We start from the raw sequence: 15,425 nt of genomic DNA, 5'->3' as shown, positions 1-15,425 counted from the left end.
TGTGAATACTTCAGCACCGCGATCTTCGTTTGGCACGTTCGTCCACAGCGTGAGCTTGCCGAATGTACTCACGTGCATTCGCATCGCCCTGATCCCGGTGTTCCTCTGGCTGATCCTGACCTCGGGGGATTGGGACGTAGCGGGAGCCGAGCCTGACCGCGCCCACCGTTGGTGGGCACTGCTCGCCTTTAGCCTGCTGATGTTCACCGACCAGCTGGACGGTTACCTGGCTCGGCGCTACGAGGTCATCACCGACTTCGGCAAGCTGGCCGACCCGATCGCGGATAAGGCACTGATGATCTCCGCTTTCGTCAGTCTGAACATTTTGGGCGAGCTGCCGTGGTGGGTCACCGCGATCGTCGTGGTACGCGAGCTGGGAATTACCGTTTGGCGCATGGTGTTGGCGCGCAAGGGCAATGTCGTTCCGGCCTCCAAGGGCGGAAAACTGAAGACGGTTCTGCAGACCCTGGCGGTGTTCCTCTACATCCTGCCGTTCGGCGGGGTCGTGCAGACCATCGCTGTGATCGTGATGGGTGTGGCCGTGGTGCAGACCGTTGTCACCGGCGTGCAGTACATCCTTGACTCGCGCAAGGAAAACGCTTAAATGACGGTGAACCCTGCCGCCGAACACCTAGTCCGGGAGTTCACCCGGCGGGGGCTGACCATCGCGACGGCAGAATCCCTAACCGCAGGTCTGTGCTCGGCCACGATTGCAGAGGTGCCTGGGGCTTCGGCGGTCCTACGCGGTGGCGTCATTGTCTATGCAACAGAACTCAAGCACGACCTGGCGGGAGTGAGCGAGGAAACCCTGCGCGCGCACGGACCGGTGGCGGCGGAGACCGCGGCGGAGTTGGCAAAGGGGGCGGCGCGGCGTTGCGGAGCAGATGTTGGCGTGGCGCTGACGGGCGTGGCCGGGCCCGACCCGCAGGATGGGCACCCGGTGGGAGAGGTCTTCATAGCCGTCTACGACAGTGCGCGGGGGGCGCGAGTGGAAAACCTGTACGCAGAGTATGTGCGGCTGGTTAACGAAGGAGAGTTCGCAGGGCTGGATGCGGCGCAGTTGCGTGCGAAAATTCGCCAGTTCAGCGTAAACCGCGCGCTGGAAATGGCTAGCGCGTAAACTGGCGGGAACAAATGCGCCGCCCGAGACGTTGGGATGATTGATGAGTCACAATACTATGGTCATGGATACGGTTGCGGTGGAGCGTCCGGCCGAGCGGATGCCCGCGGACGAACCGCTGCTGCGGGAGGCGCTGGGGGCGACCCTGAAGGAATACCGCACCAATAACGGTTTTACGTTGCGGCAGCTGGCCTCGCTGGCAAATGTCAGCCCGGGCTACCTGTCCGAGCTGGAGCGTGGCCGCAAGGAAGTTTCCTCTGAGCTGCTGGCCAGCGTGTGCCATGCGATGGCCGTTTCGGTGGCTTCGGTGATCCTGGAAGCTGCGTCGATGATGGCTCTGGATGCGGCGGCTGCCGAGCTGGCTGCGAACATGGCGGCGGGGGCCGTCGAACGAGCCTAAGTGCAGGGGTGTGCGACGGATTCTTGGTAGTATTATCCGCGCAAAAGAAATATTTTTAGCCCGTTTTTACCTCTCAATGAAGGAGCAATAGCTCATGGCCAATCCGTTCGTGAAGGCGTGGAAGTACCTGATGGCGCTCTTCGACAACAAGATCGAAGAAAACGCTGATCCGAAGATTCAGATCGAACAGGCCATCGCAGAGGCGCAGAAGCAGCACCAGGCACTATCCCAGCAGGCAGCGGCTGTTATCGGTAACCAGCGTCAGCTGGAGATGAAGCTGAACCGCCAGCTCGAAGAGGTAGAGAAGCTGCAGGCCAACACCAAGCAGGCGCTGAACCTCGCCGACAAGGCTCGCGCACAGGGCGACCAGCAGAAGGCCATGGAGTATGAAAATGCCGCCGAGGCCTTTGCTGCACAGCTGGTGACGGCGGAGCAGTCGGTGGAGGACATGAAGAGCCTGCACGACCAGGCTCTACAGCAGGCCGCGCAAGCCAAGCAGGCCGTGGAGCGCAACTCCATGCAGCTGCAGCAGAAGGCCGCAGAGCGCACCAAGTTGCTGAGCCAGCTCGAGCAGGCGAAGATGCAGGAGAAGGTCGCCGATTCCCTGCAGTCCATGAACGCCGTTACCTCGAATGGTTCCCCGAACCTGGATCAGGTGCGCGAGAAGATCGAGCGCCGCTACGCCAACGCTTTGGGGCAGGCCGAGCTGGCACAGAACTCCGTGCAGGGCCGCATGGCGGAGGTCGAGCAGGCGGGCATCCAGATGGCCGGACACTCCCGCCTGGAGCAGATCCGTGCGGAGATGCAGGGCGGCGCGAACAATCAGCTGAGCGGCGCGCAGCAGCAGGAGGCCATCGAGCAGGCCCAGCCGCAGGCGGGCAACGTCAGCCAGGACGCAGTGGCCGAGCGTATGCGCCAGCTGCGAGGCGAAAGCTAGTTTTTCCGGCTAGTTACCGACTCCGCGGGACTTCAGCGCCTCTCCGAGGCGACGGGCTCGCAAAAGGCTGCGAACAATCACGGGCACGCCGAAAGCAAGCACGGAGCGCGACGCGCCCCGTGCTTTTCTTGCGTCCAGTACCTCGTTGACCGTCAGTGCCGTCAGCGGAATCAGGCGGATGGTCAGCGCCACCAGCAGACTGATAGTTTCCACCGGCAGGCCGATTTTGCCCAGGGGCCGCAGGCCGGCCTCGACAGCGTCCATGAGCTGCCCAATGGTGGTGGTCAGGGTCAGCAGGGTCGCCATGGCCACCGCGGAGAGGATCACCACGAAGTAGGTCAGCGCTGTAGGGAAGTCCCGTTGCCACCACAGCAGCGCGGCGAAGGCCAGCAGCAGCACGGCGGGCGCCAACAGCTGGCGCAACGCTAAGCTCACCGGGATTCGCGCCACCACGTAGCACGCGACGGTGAATCCGGCGACAACCCCTGACTGCCACGGCGCGGTCGCCCAGATTGCGCTGCCGACCAGGAAAAAGAAGAGCAAAAAAATTTTTAGACCCGGGCGGGCGCGGTGCAGAATCGACTGCCCCGGGTGGTACACCGACAGCGGAACGTTGATGTGCAGGGACTTTGCCATAACTTACCTACCCGCCGAAGCTCGCCACGTAGTCGGCAATCACGCGGTCGGGCGGGCCGTCGCCGCGTACCTCGCCATCGGAGATCCACAGAACGCGGTCCATGCCTTCTACAAGCTCCAGGTCATGAGTCACCACGATCAGCTGCTGCGGTAGCTCCGCCAGCCTGCGGGCGATCATTTTTCGGTTGCCGAGGTCCAGCAGGGTGGTGGGCTCATCTGCGATCACCAGCTCTGGCTCCACGACCAGCACCGAGGCCAGAGCCAGCAGTTGTTTTTCGCCACCGGAAAGAAAATGGGGGGAGGCGTCCGCGAGGTGCTCCAGCCCCATGGCGCGCAGCATGGCGGTTGCCCTTTCTTCTCTTTCGCGGCCGTTTTTGGTGGTTGCGTGCAAGGAGAACGCGACGTCCTCGGCGACCGTGGGCATGATGATCTGGTTGTCGGCGTCACTAAAGACGAACCCCACCTTGCGCCGCACCTCGCGTCCGCGTTTGGCTACATTGAGCCCAGCGACGCGCACCTGCCCACTGGTGGGTTCGGCGAGTCCGTTGATGAGACGCACCAGGGTGGACTTGCCGGAGCCGTTAGCGCCGATGATGCCGATTCGGCGTTCGTTGAGGGAGAGGTTGATGTCTCGGAGGACGGTCCGCTGGCCTGTTGAGGTATCGAAGGTGACGCCCACGTTTTCGAACTCGATTTGGGGCATGTTCTAGGCCTTGCGCTTCGTTGGCAGCAGGTCTGGCACTGCCTTGGTGACGGTCAGCGCGATGGCGACGGCGATTGTGACCTTGATGAGGTCTCCGGGGATGAATGGGGTGTTGGCCGCCAGGGCGGTGCTGAAGTCGTAGCCGAGGCGCACCATCAGGCCGATCGAACCACAGAGGTATTGGATGATCACGCCAACGATGCCCGCGAGGAAGAACACGGCGGTACGTGCCCTCGCGTTGCGTGGAGCGTTCTGGGCGATCAGGCCGATGACGAAGGCGGCGATGATGTAGCCGACGATGTAACCGACGGTGGGACCCGCGACGGCTGCGGCTGCGGGTTTCCAGCCGGCCATGTTGGGGACGCCGACGAAGCCCACGGCGATGAAGAGGGTAGTGGCCAGGCCGCCGCGCCAGAAGCCGAGGATGAGGGAGGCCAGGACGATGCCCATGTTTTGCAGGACGATAGGCACGCCGGCCACGCCGACAGGCAACTGCACGCCGCCGAGGACGATAATGAGTGCTGCGAAGACAGCGATGTACGCGAGATCTACCGCCTTAAATTTTGTAGTTTCTGAGGATGACATAAGTATGATGATAACCCAGATGAGCCAGAACTTGAACACCGTTCAAGGCGAGGCTCTTGGGTGGGGGTGTACATTTGTAGACCATGCGCAGAACAGAGTTTGATCGGCTGACTTTGGGCGAGTTCGGCGATAGCTTTCGGGCTTTTATTGCGGATACTCACGTACTGAGCTCGCTGGGGGATACGCCCGCCGCGCTAATCGAACAGGGGTATGATCCGCGCGATGTGTGGTTGGCGCTGTGTGATGATTTCGACGTGCCCGAAGAGCGTCGCCTGGGTGAGGATATCTAGCCTTTTCTTTATTGACGCCCACAGTCTGGACTGGTGGGATGGTCAGTTAAACAATCGAACAAAGGTTCGTGTAGGGTGTGTGTCGGAAACGATGGTTGTCCGCGAGGTCGAGTACAACTATCAATGAACCTTTTCGGAGTACTCCCGGTCTAAGGAGATCGGGGGTGCGAAGAAGATGACGATATTGAATACACCGGAATTGAACACACCGGACGTCACAGCAGATGTAAGGAGCAGCAACTCTATGCCACCGAAGAAGAAGCAGACCGCCGCGGCGGGGAAGGATCGGTCGAAGGCGCTGGAGCTTGCGATGGCGCAGATCGAGAAGGATTTCGGCAAGGGTGCGATCATGCGCCTGGGCGACGACACTCGCCCGCCGATCCAGGCGATTTCTTCTGGCAACATCGCAATTAACGCGGCACTGGGCATCGGCGGTTTCCCGCGCGGTCGTGTGGTGGAGATCTACGGGCCGGAGTCCTCCGGTAAGACCACCGTGGCCCTGCACGCAATCGCGGAGGCGCAGCGTGCCGGCGGCATCGCGGCTTTCGTGGATGCGGAGCACGCGCTGGACCCGGAGTACGCCCGCGCGCTGGGTGTGGATACCGACGCGCTGCTGGTCTCCCAGCCGGACACGGGCGAGCAGGCGCTGGAGATCGCGGACATGCTGATCCGCTCGGGCGCCATCGACATCATCGTGGTGGACTCCGTGGCGGCGCTGACGCCCAAGGCGGAGATCGACGGCGAAATGGGCGACTCGCACGTTGGCCTGCAGGCCCGTCTGATGAGCCAGGCGTTGCGCAAGATGACCGGCGCGCTGTACCAGACGGGTACGACCGCGATCTTCATTAACCAGCTGCGTGAGAAGATCGGCGTGATGTTCGGTTCTCCGGAGACCACCACCGGTGGTAAGGCGCTGAAGTTCTACGCTTCCGTGCGCTGCGACATTCGCCGTATCCAGGCGCTGAAGGATGGCCAGGATGTGGTGGGTAACCGAACCCGCCTGAAGATCGTGAAGAACAAGGTCTCGCCGCCGTTCAAGATCGCGGAGTTCGACATCCTCTACGGCGAGGGCATTTCGCGGGAGGGCTCCATCATTGACCTGGGTGTGGAGACCGGCCTGATTAAGAAATCCGGTTCCTGGTTCACCTACGACGGCGACCAGCTGGGCCAGGGTAAGGAGAAGGCCCGCGAGTTCCTCAAGAACAACCCGGACCTGTCCGCGGAGCTGGAGGACCGTATCGCCCGCGAACTGAAGATCGGCCCCTACGCCAAGATGAAGGACGAGCCGGCTGGGGAAGCCGCTGAGGATCAGGCGGACGAGGACAAGCCCATAGAGCTGAGCCCGAACTTCGACGATGACGATGCCAACTGACGATGCCGATTAGGCAAAGCGAGCGCGACCAAAAGGTAGAAGCGCTGCGGCAGGCGATCGCCAACTACTCGCCCGGCGAGGGCGAGCTGTTCCTGGATGCGGCGGAAGAGGAAAGACTCGCGCCGATCAAGGCCAAGGCGGTGCGCTTGATCAATCACCGAGCACGCTCCACGGAGGAGCTGCGCCAAAGGCTGCTCGATGCGGAGTTCGAGCCCGAGGGCGTGGAGGAGGTCATCGACCGCTGCACGGCAAACGGGATGCTGGACGACGCCGAGTTCGCCAAAGAGTGGGTGCGACAGCGGGAGAAGAACCAGAAGAAATCCGTTTCCGTGCTGCGCCGGGAACTACAACGCAAGGGCATCGCCGCAGTACTGATCGAGGACGCGCTGGCACAAGTGGACGAGGAATCCCAGGAGCAGATCCTGGAAGAACTCGTGACCAAGAAGGCGGCCAGCCTAAAGACCCGCCCCGCCGACCGCAAGGAATACGACAAAGCACTGCGCCGAGTAGTGGGCGTGGCCGCCCGCCGCGGATTTCCGCAAGGCGTAGCCCTGGCATACGCTCGCCGCGCGCTGGACGCGCGAATAGAGGAGTTGTAGCGGGCGTCACTAGCTAAGACCTCACTTTTCTAAACGCGGTGGGCAAAGGGGTAGGGTAATCCACGTGACACAGACGATTCAGACGCAAACGAGCGAGAACTCTGGCGCCGGTCGCACCTACGAAGTGCGCACCTTCGGCTGCCAGATGAACGTCCACGATTCCGAGCGACTGTCCGGCCTGCTGGAAGACTCCGGGTACGTGCCCGCAAACGAGGGCGCCACGCCGGACGTCGTGGTGTTTAACACCTGCGCCGTCCGCGAGAACGCGGACAAGCGCCTCTACGGAACCCTGGGCCAGATGAAGGCCATCAAGGACGAGCACCCCGGCATGCAGATCGCCGTGGGCGGATGCATGGCGCAGAAGGACAAGCAGACCGTGGTGGACAAAGCCCCCTGGGTCGACGTGGTCTTCGGCACCCACAACCTAGGCTCGCTGCCCACCCTGCTGGAGCGCTCGGCGCACAACCACAAGGCAGAGGTGGAGATCTTCGACGCGCTCGAGGAGTTCCCCTCCGTGCTCCCCGCCAAGCGCGAGTCCGCCTATGCCGGCTGGGTTTCCGTATCCGTCGGCTGCAACAACACCTGCACCTTTTGCATCGTGCCCTCGCTGCGCGGCAAGGAGCAGGACCGCCGCCCCGGCGAGATCCTGGCCGAGGTCAAAGCGCTGGTGGAGCAGGGCGTGAGCGAAGTGACGCTGCTTGGGCAGAATGTGAACGCCTACGGCGTGAACTTCGCCGACGAAACCCTCGAGCGCGACCGCACCGCATTCTCCAAGCTGCTGCGCGCCTGCGGGGAAATCGAAGGCCTGGAACGCCTCCGCTTCACCAGCCCCCACCCGGCCGAGTTCACCGATGACGTGATCGACGCGATGGCGGAGACCCCCGCCGTGTGCCCGCAGCTACACATGCCGCTGCAGTCCGGGTCGGACAAGGTGCTGAAGGACATGAAGCGCTCCTACCGCTCCAAGAAGTTCCTGGCGATCCTCGACAAGGTGCGCGAGCGCATCCCGCACGCGGCGATCACCACCGACATCATCGTCGGTTTCCCCGGTGAAACTGAGGAGGACTTCCAGGCGACCATGGACGTAGTGGAGAAGGCCCGCTTCGCCAGCGCCTTCACGTTCCAATATTCTCCGCGACCCGGCACTCCGGCCGCGGAGATGGAAAACCAGGTGCCGAAGGCCGTCGTGCAGGACCGCTACGAGCGCCTCCTCGCACTGCAGGAGCGCATCAGCGAAGAGGAAAACCGCAAGCTCATCGGCACCACGCAGGAACTGCTGGTGCAGGCCGACGGGCGTAAGAACGACCGCACCCACCGCCGCTCCGGCCGCTCCCGCGACGGCCGCCTCGTGCACTTCACGCCCGAAGGCGACATCCGGGCAGGTGACGTTGTGGAGGTTGTTATTACTGACGCCGCGCCGCACTTCCTCATCGCCGACGGCGGAGTCACGAGCCACACGCGCACCCGGGCGGGGGACATGACAGAGTTGGGAGAGACTCCGACTACGGCGCCTGTGGGCGTCGGACTAGGAATGCCGAGCATAAAGAAGCCCGAGCCGACGGCGGCGGGCGGATGCAGCACGGGAGGATGCGGCTGTGAGTAGTGAGAGCAAGAGCGCCAAGAGCAGCGCCAAGAGCTCCGAACAGGAAGCCGGAGAAGACGCGCTGGCGCAGTACCGAGGCGACCTCAGCGGTGCCGAGCGCAAGATAGCCGGGCGCGTGGTGCTGGGCCGCTACGTGCCGCTGATCGTCTTCGGCTTCCTGGTTCCCCTCGTTATGATCTTCCTGCCGCACGCGGGCGACGTGCGCGGCTACGACGTGCTGTTTAACACCCAGGTGGCGCAGGACGGCGCGACGGCTAAGCCGGAAATGATTTTCTCCTGGCTGCGCCTTATCACGATCCTTTTGACCATCGGAACCCTGGTTTCGAAATCATGGATCGTGGCTTGGGTGAACTGGGCCTTTGCAGGTGTGGCCTGGTGGTACAACGTGTTTGCGATTTGGGTGCGCCAGACCCAGCCGCCGACGGAGTCGGGCGACGGCCCGGCCATCCCGCTGCTGTTCAGCCTGGTGGGTCTAACGGTGCTTTTCTACGCACTGTCCGCGGTTGTATTTCAAAAGAATCCCCTGCAGCGGGCGCTAGCGGCAGCGCGCCGCGAGGAGGCCCACCGCGACGAAGAATCCCGCCTGGCACAGCAGCGGCTGCGCACGGGCATCGAGGACCGCGAGGATGCGGAGATCGTCGATGACCGCCGCGCCCGCGCGAAGGCTCGCCGCGAGCGCAAGGCCGAGCTCGAAAAGCAGGAGAGCGAGCCCCAGCAGGAGAGCGAGGAGGACTAGCCCTCCACAGCGGCAGCGGCGGCGTCCGCCCACTCCTGCCACTGCGCGGCCTGGCCGCGTAGCTTCTCCGCCTTCGCGGACTTGCCGGCCTTCTCCGCGGCCTCGGCCTCGCGGTTGAACTGGTCCACCTTTGCCTGGAACTGGGCCACGCGCGCCTGGGCCTCCGGGTCGGTGCGGCGCCACTCGGCATCCGCAGCCTCCTCCACGCGGGCCTCAATGGCCTTGATCTTGTCCTCGAATTCACGCACGCGGCCGCGCGGTACGAAGCCGATCTGTTCCCACTTTTCCTGCAGCTCGTGCAGAACCTTGCGGGCCTTGTCCACTCCGTGCGCCTGCGGATCTACCTTCGGGGAGTACTCGTCGATGAGGGCCTGCTTGGCCTCCGCGTTGGATTCGAACTCCTTGTCGCGCTCGGCGGAATCCGCCTTGCGGGCGGCGAAGAACACGTCCTGTGCCTTGCGGAATCGCTCCCATAGCTGGTCGTCCACGTTGCGCGGGGCGCGGCCTGCGGCCTTCCACTGGCTCATCAGGTCGCGGTACTTGGCGCTGGTTGGCCCCCAGTCGGTGGAATCCTGCAGCGCCTCGGCCTGTTTGATCAGATCTTCCTTCTTTAGCCGCGCCCGCTCGCGGTTGCGATCCAGCTCGTCGAAGTGCGCCTGACGCTTGCGGTTGAATTCGGAGCGAGCCTTAGAGAAGCGCTTCCACAGTTCGTCGTCGGTGGAGCGCTCCACGCCCTTGATGCTGCGCCACTGCTCGACGATCGCGCGGATGCGCTCGCCGGAGCGCTTCCAGTTCAGGGTGGACGGATCGGCCACGGCGATGCCCTCGACCTCTCCCAGCAGCTCTTCCTTCTGCGCCAGTGCGGAATCGCGGCGCTCCTGCTTCGCCTCCGCGACCTGCTTCTCGGCGGTCTGGGTGCGCTGGGAAATTTTTTCTAGGCGGGCATCCAGCGCGGCAATGTCGCCGATGACGGCTGCGGTGGGAAGGGAATCCTGCAGAATTTTCGCGTCGTGGCGAATAGTCTGGGCTTGTTCCGGGTGGCTTTGCAGACGCGCCTCGAGCATCTGCACCTCGGTGCTGAGGTCGTCGTAGCGGGCGCCGAAGTGCTTCAGCCCTTCTTCGGGAGTACCGGCCTTGAACTCGCCGATCTGGCGCTCGCCGTCGGCGGTCTTCAGCCATGCCACGCCGTCCGCATCCACGCGGCCGAACTTCGCGGGGTCGTTCTTGGGGATGCTGACACCCCCGGTCTGCACTCCCTTCAGCCCAGGCTTGGCGCCGGGCTTGGGCCCCGGCTTCGGGCCGGGCTTCGGGACCGGACGAGGATTCGTGGGATCAGTCATTGCGGGTACTCCTACCTAAAACCAAAACATGCCAATCGCCTTATACGCCTTGTATAGGGCAATGAAGTAATTATTACACCAGCCGCACCGCTAGACTGGGTTTCTATGAGTTCTTCCACTGAGATCCGCCCGATCGCAGTCGTTGGCCCCACCGCCTCTGGCAAGACGGCGATCTCCCTGGAGCTGGCCAAGCGGCTGGACGGGGAGGTGGTGAACATCGACTCCATGCAACTGTACCGCGGCATGGATATCGGAACGGCCAAGGTTCCGCCGTCAGAGCGACAGGGGATCCCGCACCACCAGCTGGATATTTGGCCGGTGACCAAGCCCGCAAGCGTCGCGGAGTATCGCGCGGGGGCGATCGAGACGGTGGAAAAAATTTTTTCCAGGGGCAAGACGCCCATAATCGTCGGCGGCTCCATGATGTACATCCAGGCGCTGGTGGACGAGTGGGACTTTCCGCCCACGGATCCGATGGTGCGCGAGAAGTGGCAGCGTGAGCTCGACGTCCGTGGGGTGGCCGCCATGCACCAGCACCTGGCGACGATCGACCCCGAGGCCGCGCGCATTATCGAGGACAACGACCCGCGCCGCACCGTCCGCGCCCTCGAAGTCATCGAGCTAACCGGCAAGCCTTTCGCGGCCTCACAGCCGCCGAAGAATTCCACGCCCCGCTGGAACATGCGCCTGTTGGGGCTGAACGCGCCCGCCGAGTGGCTGAACCCCCGTATCGAGTTGCGCGTGCGCCAGATGTTCGACCAAGGCCTGGTGGAGGAAGTACGTGCCCTGGTTGCCGATGGGTTGGTCCGCGAGTCCACCGCCGGTCAGGCCATCGGATACGCGCAGGTGCTGGACTATTTCGCGGGCGAGCTCACTTTTGAGGAAGCCGTGGACCGCACGATAACCGGCACCCGTCGCTATGCTCGACGGCAGCGTTCCTGGTTCCGCAGGGATAAGCGCATTATTTGGATTGACGCCAACTCGTCCGACCCGGTCCGCGCGGCCACGGAAGCGCTAGGGATTGGCGGCCAGCAGTAAGCAAGGCCATTATTAAGCAAGGGAAGTGTTCCGCATGATCGAATTCATCAAGGCCCACGGCACGGAGAACGACTTCGTTGTCCTGATGGACGAGGCAACCCAGGTGAACCTCACCGAGGAGCGCGTGCGGCACCTTGCTGACCGCCGGGCCGGGATCGGCGGCGACGGCGTGATTCGCATTGCCACCGGCGACGCGCTGGTGAGCGCGGGCGTGCTGGCCGAACTGCCCGCGGGCGTGCACGGCGAAGAATGGTTCATGGACTACCGCAACGCCGACGGCTCCCAGGCGGAGATGTGCGGCAACGGGGTACGTGCCTTCGCCCATGTGCTGTGCCGACAGGGGAAGGTCATGGTCGGCGAGAAATTCGGCATCGGCACCCGGGCGGGCCGCAAGCTGGTGGAGGTCCACGAGCTGAGTGGGGAGAACCAGGAGCACGCGATCGTGAGCGTGGAGATGGGCGCCCCGGAAGTGCTGGGCGTGTCCACCGCACAGGTGGGAGACATGAAGGTCGCCGGCCTCGGCGTGGATATGGGCAACCCGCACCTAGCCGCGGTGGTGCCGAACCTCACGGCGCAGGAACTGCAGGAGCTGCCGATCGACCAGCAGGTGCAGTTCGACCCGGAGTTCTTCCCGGCGGGGGTCAACCTCGAGGTACTCACGCCCCTGGACGATGCGGGCGCGGTGCACATGCGCGTCCATGAGCGCGGGGTGGGGGAGACTCGCTCCTGTGGCACCGGCACTGTCGCCGCCGCTGTTTCTGCCCTTGCTGACGCCGAACTGGCCACAGGCACCGTCACCGTGCACGTTCCAGGGGGTGCCGTGCAGGTGGAGGTATCCGAGGATGGCTCGATCCTCCGCGGCCCCTCGGCGATCGTGGCCTGGGGACAGACTGTGCTTTAGTGGCCCCCGCAGCCGCAGCTACCGGAGCCGCAGGCGCCGCCGCAGCCAGCGGCATCCACGGTGCTGGCGGTGAACTGCACGGTTCCGGCCACGATCAGTGGGGCATCGGACTGTGCGAGCTCCTCGTCGACCGCATTCTCGGGTAGAACTACCGTGAACTCGAAGGGGGAGGTCACGCTCGCGGTCCAGAACTTCTGCCCCGTCAGAGCGTTGACCTTGCGGGACCAGTCACTGGCCTCCACCGCGATCTCCGCCGTGGCATGCGGGGCAGCAGACGGGGAGTTGATGTCCCGCAAACCACTCGAATCCACCACGCCGACCTTCAGTCCGCCGTCCTTGGCGAACTCAGTCGAGTCCCCGTACACGCGCACGGAATTGGCCAGAGCCCCAATGTGGAACTGGTGGTACTCCAACGAGGGGGCGTCCACAAGCAAAGGGCCTTGAGCGATGGTGGCGGTGAGGGAAGCGATCGTCGGGGCCTGCTGACCGGAGATCTGCAGCATGGGGCTATCGTCCACAACGTCGAGTACGCCGATGATGTCGTTCAGCATCGACAGGTGCGCCGTGGCGGGCACTCCGCCGGTGTAGCTGGCGAAGGAGCCGAAGGGCTCGACGGCAAGCACGACCATGCGGGCGCCCGAGGGGTCATCGAACTGCAGAACCTGGCCGCCGCGAACCTCACCCGACACGCCCAGGTTGCCGGAGCCATATGCGGCCTCGAGGGCCTGCTGCCACTTGGGGAAATCCATACCAATGCTGCGGAGTTCAGGAATCATGCCCACCACTCTAGTCCGCCGCACCAAATTTCCTATTTACCGCCCCTGACAGGTAAAAATAGAGCGTAATGACGGAAAAGACGGATAAAACCGAACACACTACACACCTTTATGATTCGCACGCGGCGCCCACGGTCGGCGAGCTCGATCTGGAGGAGCGCTCGAGCCTCCGACGGCTATCCCGCGGAGTAAATACCTACACAGACGAACAGTCCGACGGCTACGACGTTGAGTACCGCAAGCTGAGGCTGGAGAAGGTCGTGCTGGTCGGCGTGTGGACCACCGGGACGATCGCGCAGGTGGAGGCGAGCCTGGAGGAACTGCGAGCCCTAGCCGAAACCGCAGGCTCCGAGGTGGCGGAGATGCTCTACCAGCGGCGCGACAAGCCCGACTCCGGAACCTACATCGGCCGCGGCAAGGTCGAGGAGCTGAAGTCCGTGGTGCAGGAAACCGGCGCCGATACGGTGGTCTGCGACGGTGAGCTGAGCCCGGGCCAGATGATCGCGCTCGAGAAGGCACTGGACGTCAAGGTGATCGACCGAACCATGCTAATTCTGGATATCTTCGCCCAGCATGCGAAGTCCAAGGAAGGCAAGGCGCAAGTCTCGCTGGCGCAGATGGAGTACCTCATCACCCGCGTGCGCGGCTGGGGTGGCGCGCTGTCCCGGCAGGCCGGCGGTCGTGCGGGATCCAACGGCGGCGTGGGCCTGCGCGGTCCGGGTGAGACGAAGATCGAGGCGGATCGCCGCCGCCTGCGTTCCGACATGGCGAAGCTACGCAAGGAGATTGCGGCGATGAAGACCTCCCGCGAGGTCAAGCGAGAGCGGCGTGACGCCTCGGCCATCCCTCAGATCGCGATTGCGGGATACACGAACGCGGGCAAGTCCTCCCTGATTAACGCACTGACGGGTGCGGGTGTGTTGGTTGAGGATGCCCTGTTCGCCACCCTGGATCCGACGACGCGCCGCGCGAGCCTGGCGGACGGTCGCACAGTGGTGTTCAGCGACACGGTGGGCTTCGTCCGTCACCTGCCCACGCAGCTGGTGGAGGCGTTCCGTTCCACTCTGGAGGAAGTCCTGGCCGCCGATGTGGTGCTGCACGTTGTGGATGGCTCCGACCCGTTCCCGCTGGAGCAGATCAAGGCAGTGAACACCGTGATCGGTGGGATCGTGGAGGAATCCGGGCAGGAGGCGCCGCCGGAGATCTTGGTCATCAACAAGATCGACGCAGCCGACCCGCTGGTGCTGGCGGAGCTGCGGCACCGCATTCCGGATGCCGTGTATGTGTCCGCGAAGACAGGGGAGGGCATTCCGGAATTGGAGGCCCAGCTGGAGTTGTTCCTCAACTCGCTGGATTCTCACGTGACCCTGCACGTTCCATTTGACCGTGGCGATGTGGTGGCCAAGGTCCACGAGCTGGGAACGGTGATTGCGGAGGATTACGACGCGGCCGGAACCAAGCTGGACGTCCGGCTGCCGAAGGTGGTCGCCGCCGAGCTGGAGGAATTTGTCGTCACTGAGTAGCTAGTCGGCGGAGCTAGTCGGGCGGAGCTAGTCGGCAAAGGTGACGTCGATGCCTAAGTTTCTTAGTTCGTTGACGTACGGCTCGGGGGCGCCGCGGTCGGTGACGATGGCGGCGATGTCATCGATGCTGGCGAAACTGACGAGGTAATCGAGGCCGAACTTGGTGGAATCGCACAGGGCGACTACCGAATCGGAGTTGGCGACCATGGCGCGCTTGATTGCCCCCTCTTGAGCATCTGGGGTGGATAGGCCGTGGTCGATGGTGAGCGCGTTGGTGCCGATAAAGGACACGTCCGCATGTAGTACACCGAGGGCGCGGGTGGCTAGGTCGCCGACGACGGCCTGGGAGGCCGCCCGGACGTGCCCGCCGATCAGCTGCACATCGCAGCGCGAGGATTCCGCCAGGGTAGTGGCGATGAACAACGAGTTCGTGACGATGTTCAGCTTCGGCGCCATGAGCTTCGGGTCGTTCGTTGCGTTGGCTTCCGCGATTGCTTCGGCGAATACGCCCGTGGTGGTGCCTGCGTCGATGAACACGGTTCCAGAGGGTGGCAGCAGCTGCACCGCTGCCCGGGCGATTGCGCGCTTGGCCCCGAGGGCGGCCTTCGACCTGGTGGCGAGCGTGGTGAAGTCCGTACGGAAGTTCTGTACGGGTACGGCGCCGCCGTGGACGCGGAAGAGCTCGCCGCCGTCGTCGAGGACCGCTAGGTCGCGGCGAATTGTTTCTGCGGTGACGCCGAACTTCTCCGCCAACTCATTCACAGTTACCCTGCCGTGAATGGCGGTGAGGGAGAGTATCTGACGGCGCCGTTCTGCTGATTCCATAAGCGTCATTTTAGTTGCTTGCGGGTGGGAAACGGCGGCGT

Annotated in this window: 18 protein-coding genes; 12 read left to right on the top strand and 6 right to left on the bottom strand. The window is 63.7% G+C overall.

Features of this window, described 5'->3' with window-relative positions:
- Window position 1: 1 nt before the first annotated feature.
- The 4 genes from pgsA (at window position 2) to L8V00_RS03125 (ending at window position 2,457) form a co-directional block, all read left to right on the top strand.
- The gene (gene pgsA, locus L8V00_RS03140; RefSeq protein WP_034964962.1) at window positions 2–604 is read left to right on the top strand and encodes a CDP-diacylglycerol--glycerol-3-phosphate 3-phosphatidyltransferase; all 603 of its coding nucleotides are present in this window, start codon (window positions 2–4) and stop codon (window positions 602–604) included.
- Window positions 605–1,120, top strand: a complete 516-nt coding sequence (locus L8V00_RS03135) for a CinA family protein (RefSeq protein WP_034987719.1) — start codon at window positions 605–607, stop codon at window positions 1,118–1,120.
- Window positions 1,121–1,178: 58 nt separating this feature from the next.
- Window positions 1,179–1,520 carry a helix-turn-helix domain-containing protein gene (locus tag L8V00_RS03130; RefSeq protein ID WP_034987723.1) on the top strand — a complete coding sequence of 114 codons (342 nt, stop codon included), beginning with the start codon at window positions 1,179–1,181 and terminating at the stop codon, window positions 1,518–1,520.
- Window positions 1,521–1,614: 94 nt separating this feature from the next.
- Complete coding sequence (locus tag L8V00_RS03125) at window positions 1,615–2,457, top strand: PspA/IM30 family protein (RefSeq protein WP_269944188.1); 843 nt, start codon at window positions 1,615–1,617, stop codon at window positions 2,455–2,457.
- Window positions 2,458–2,466: 9 nt separating this feature from the next.
- Here the strand turns inward: L8V00_RS03125 and L8V00_RS03120 are convergent, their stop codons facing one another.
- Genes L8V00_RS03120 through L8V00_RS03110 form a run of 3 tightly spaced genes read right to left on the bottom strand, consistent with a single transcriptional unit; the run spans window position 2,467 to window position 4,381 of the window.
- Window positions 2,467–3,093 (bottom strand): CbiQ family ECF transporter T component, encoded by a 627-nt coding sequence (locus tag L8V00_RS03120; RefSeq protein WP_070487623.1) that lies wholly within the window; start codon window positions 3,091–3,093, stop codon window positions 2,467–2,469.
- A 7-nt stretch (window positions 3,094–3,100) separates the two neighbouring features.
- Window positions 3,101–3,796, bottom strand: a complete 696-nt coding sequence (locus L8V00_RS03115) for an energy-coupling factor ABC transporter ATP-binding protein (RefSeq protein ID WP_269944187.1) — start codon at window positions 3,794–3,796, stop codon at window positions 3,101–3,103.
- 3 nt (window positions 3,797–3,799) lie between these two features.
- A complete protein-coding gene (locus L8V00_RS03110; protein ID WP_269944186.1) occupies window positions 3,800–4,381 on the bottom strand; it encodes a biotin transporter BioY in 582 nt (193 codons plus the stop codon).
- Window positions 4,382–4,464: 83 nt separating this feature from the next.
- Here L8V00_RS03110 and L8V00_RS03105 point away from each other — a divergent pair, with 83 nt between their 5' ends.
- The 5 genes from L8V00_RS03105 to L8V00_RS03085 all read left to right on the top strand — a co-directional run bounded on the left by L8V00_RS03105 (window position 4,465) and on the right by L8V00_RS03085 (window position 8,981).
- Complete coding sequence (locus L8V00_RS03105; RefSeq protein WP_035003702.1) at window positions 4,465–4,671, top strand: DUF3046 domain-containing protein; 207 nt, start codon at window positions 4,465–4,467, stop codon at window positions 4,669–4,671.
- A 244-nt stretch (window positions 4,672–4,915) separates the two neighbouring features.
- Window positions 4,916–6,043 (top strand): recombinase RecA, encoded by a 1,128-nt coding sequence (recA, locus tag L8V00_RS03100; RefSeq protein ID WP_070487618.1) that lies wholly within the window; start codon window positions 4,916–4,918, stop codon window positions 6,041–6,043.
- Between the two features lie 2 nt (window positions 6,044–6,045).
- Entirely contained in the window at window positions 6,046–6,642 is a 597-nt protein-coding gene (recX, locus tag L8V00_RS03095; protein WP_269944185.1) for a recombination regulator RecX, read from the top strand.
- A 64-nt stretch (window positions 6,643–6,706) separates the two neighbouring features.
- On the top strand, window positions 6,707–8,245 hold the full coding sequence (gene miaB / locus L8V00_RS03090) for a tRNA (N6-isopentenyl adenosine(37)-C2)-methylthiotransferase MiaB (RefSeq protein ID WP_269944184.1): 1,539 nt from the start codon (window positions 6,707–6,709) through the stop codon (window positions 8,243–8,245).
- On the top strand, window positions 8,238–8,981 hold the full coding sequence (locus L8V00_RS03085) for an Rv2732c family membrane protein (protein ID WP_269944183.1): 744 nt from the start codon (window positions 8,238–8,240) through the stop codon (window positions 8,979–8,981). Before miaB ends, L8V00_RS03085 begins: the two co-directional genes overlap by 8 nt.
- Here the strand turns inward: L8V00_RS03085 and L8V00_RS03080 are convergent.
- Window positions 8,978–10,321 (bottom strand): DUF349 domain-containing protein, encoded by a 1,344-nt coding sequence (locus L8V00_RS03080; protein ID WP_269944182.1) that lies wholly within the window; start codon window positions 10,319–10,321, stop codon window positions 8,978–8,980. The genes L8V00_RS03085 and L8V00_RS03080 overlap by 4 nt on opposite strands.
- 105 nt (window positions 10,322–10,426) lie before the next feature.
- Between L8V00_RS03080 and miaA the strand changes: the two genes are divergently transcribed.
- Both miaA and dapF read left to right on the top strand, forming a co-directional pair.
- Window positions 10,427–11,359: a tRNA (adenosine(37)-N6)-dimethylallyltransferase MiaA gene (gene miaA, locus L8V00_RS03075; protein WP_035003715.1), complete on the top strand. Its 933-nt coding sequence runs from the start codon at window positions 10,427–10,429 to the stop codon at window positions 11,357–11,359.
- A gap of 34 nt (window positions 11,360–11,393) precedes the next feature.
- Window positions 11,394–12,260, top strand: a complete 867-nt coding sequence (gene dapF / locus L8V00_RS03070) for a diaminopimelate epimerase (protein ID WP_269944181.1) — start codon at window positions 11,394–11,396, stop codon at window positions 12,258–12,260.
- Here dapF and L8V00_RS03065 read toward each other — a convergent pair.
- On the bottom strand, window positions 12,257–13,036 hold the full coding sequence (locus tag L8V00_RS03065) for a hypothetical protein (RefSeq protein ID WP_269944180.1): 780 nt from the start codon (window positions 13,034–13,036) through the stop codon (window positions 12,257–12,259). The two genes, dapF and L8V00_RS03065, sit on opposite strands and share 4 nt — an antisense overlap.
- Before the next feature lie 68 nt (window positions 13,037–13,104).
- Here L8V00_RS03065 and hflX point away from each other — a divergent pair, with 68 nt between their 5' ends.
- Window positions 13,105–14,559, top strand: coding sequence for a GTPase HflX (hflX, locus tag L8V00_RS03060; RefSeq protein ID WP_035003718.1), 1,455 nt, complete (start codon window positions 13,105–13,107; stop codon window positions 14,557–14,559).
- 27 nt (window positions 14,560–14,586) lie between these two features.
- Here the strand turns inward: hflX and L8V00_RS03055 are convergent, their stop codons facing one another.
- Window positions 14,587–15,384: a DeoR/GlpR family DNA-binding transcription regulator gene (locus L8V00_RS03055; protein ID WP_035003720.1), complete on the bottom strand. Its 798-nt coding sequence runs from the start codon at window positions 15,382–15,384 to the stop codon at window positions 14,587–14,589.
- Window positions 15,385–15,425: the final 41 nt, after the last annotated feature.

This window comes from Corynebacterium evansiae (assembly GCF_027570065.1).
GTDB classification, from domain to species: Bacteria; Actinomycetota; Actinomycetes; order Mycobacteriales; family Mycobacteriaceae; genus Corynebacterium; species Corynebacterium evansiae.
This window is presented reverse-complemented; position numbering and strand designations above follow the sequence as displayed.

Bases quoted from the DNA above. Each gene is read 5' to 3' on its own strand.
- L8V00_RS03055 (WP_035003720.1), bottom strand. From the start codon at position 15,384: ATGGAATCAGCAGAACGGCGCCGTCAGATACTCTCCCTCACCGCCATT.
- L8V00_RS03105 (WP_035003702.1), top strand. From the start codon at position 4,465: ATGCGCAGAACAGAGTTTGATCGGCTGACTTTGGGCGAGTTCGGCGAT.
- L8V00_RS03120 (WP_070487623.1), bottom strand. From the start codon at position 3,093: ATGGCAAAGTCCCTGCACATCAACGTTCCGCTGTCGGTGTACCACCCG.
- L8V00_RS03110 (WP_269944186.1), bottom strand. From the start codon at position 4,381: ATGTCATCCTCAGAAACTACAAAATTTAAGGCGGTAGATCTCGCGTAC.
- L8V00_RS03115 (WP_269944187.1), bottom strand. From the start codon at position 3,796: ATGCCCCAAATCGAGTTCGAAAACGTGGGCGTCACCTTCGATACCTCA.
- L8V00_RS03080 (WP_269944182.1), bottom strand. From the start codon at position 10,321: ATGACTGATCCCACGAATCCTCGTCCGGTCCCGAAGCCCGGCCCGAAG.
- hflX (WP_035003718.1), top strand. From the start codon at position 13,105: ATGACGGAAAAGACGGATAAAACCGAACACACTACACACCTTTATGAT.
- recA (WP_070487618.1), top strand. From the start codon at position 4,916: ATGCCACCGAAGAAGAAGCAGACCGCCGCGGCGGGGAAGGATCGGTCG.
- dapF (WP_269944181.1), top strand. From the start codon at position 11,394: ATGATCGAATTCATCAAGGCCCACGGCACGGAGAACGACTTCGTTGTC.
- L8V00_RS03125 (WP_269944188.1), top strand. From the start codon at position 1,615: ATGGCCAATCCGTTCGTGAAGGCGTGGAAGTACCTGATGGCGCTCTTC.
- L8V00_RS03130 (WP_034987723.1), top strand. From the start codon at position 1,179: ATGGTCATGGATACGGTTGCGGTGGAGCGTCCGGCCGAGCGGATGCCC.
- L8V00_RS03065 (WP_269944180.1), bottom strand. From the start codon at position 13,036: ATGATTCCTGAACTCCGCAGCATTGGTATGGATTTCCCCAAGTGGCAG.
- recX (WP_269944185.1), top strand. From the start codon at position 6,046: ATGCCGATTAGGCAAAGCGAGCGCGACCAAAAGGTAGAAGCGCTGCGG.
- miaA (WP_035003715.1), top strand. From the start codon at position 10,427: ATGAGTTCTTCCACTGAGATCCGCCCGATCGCAGTCGTTGGCCCCACC.
- L8V00_RS03135 (WP_034987719.1), top strand. From the start codon at position 605: ATGACGGTGAACCCTGCCGCCGAACACCTAGTCCGGGAGTTCACCCGG.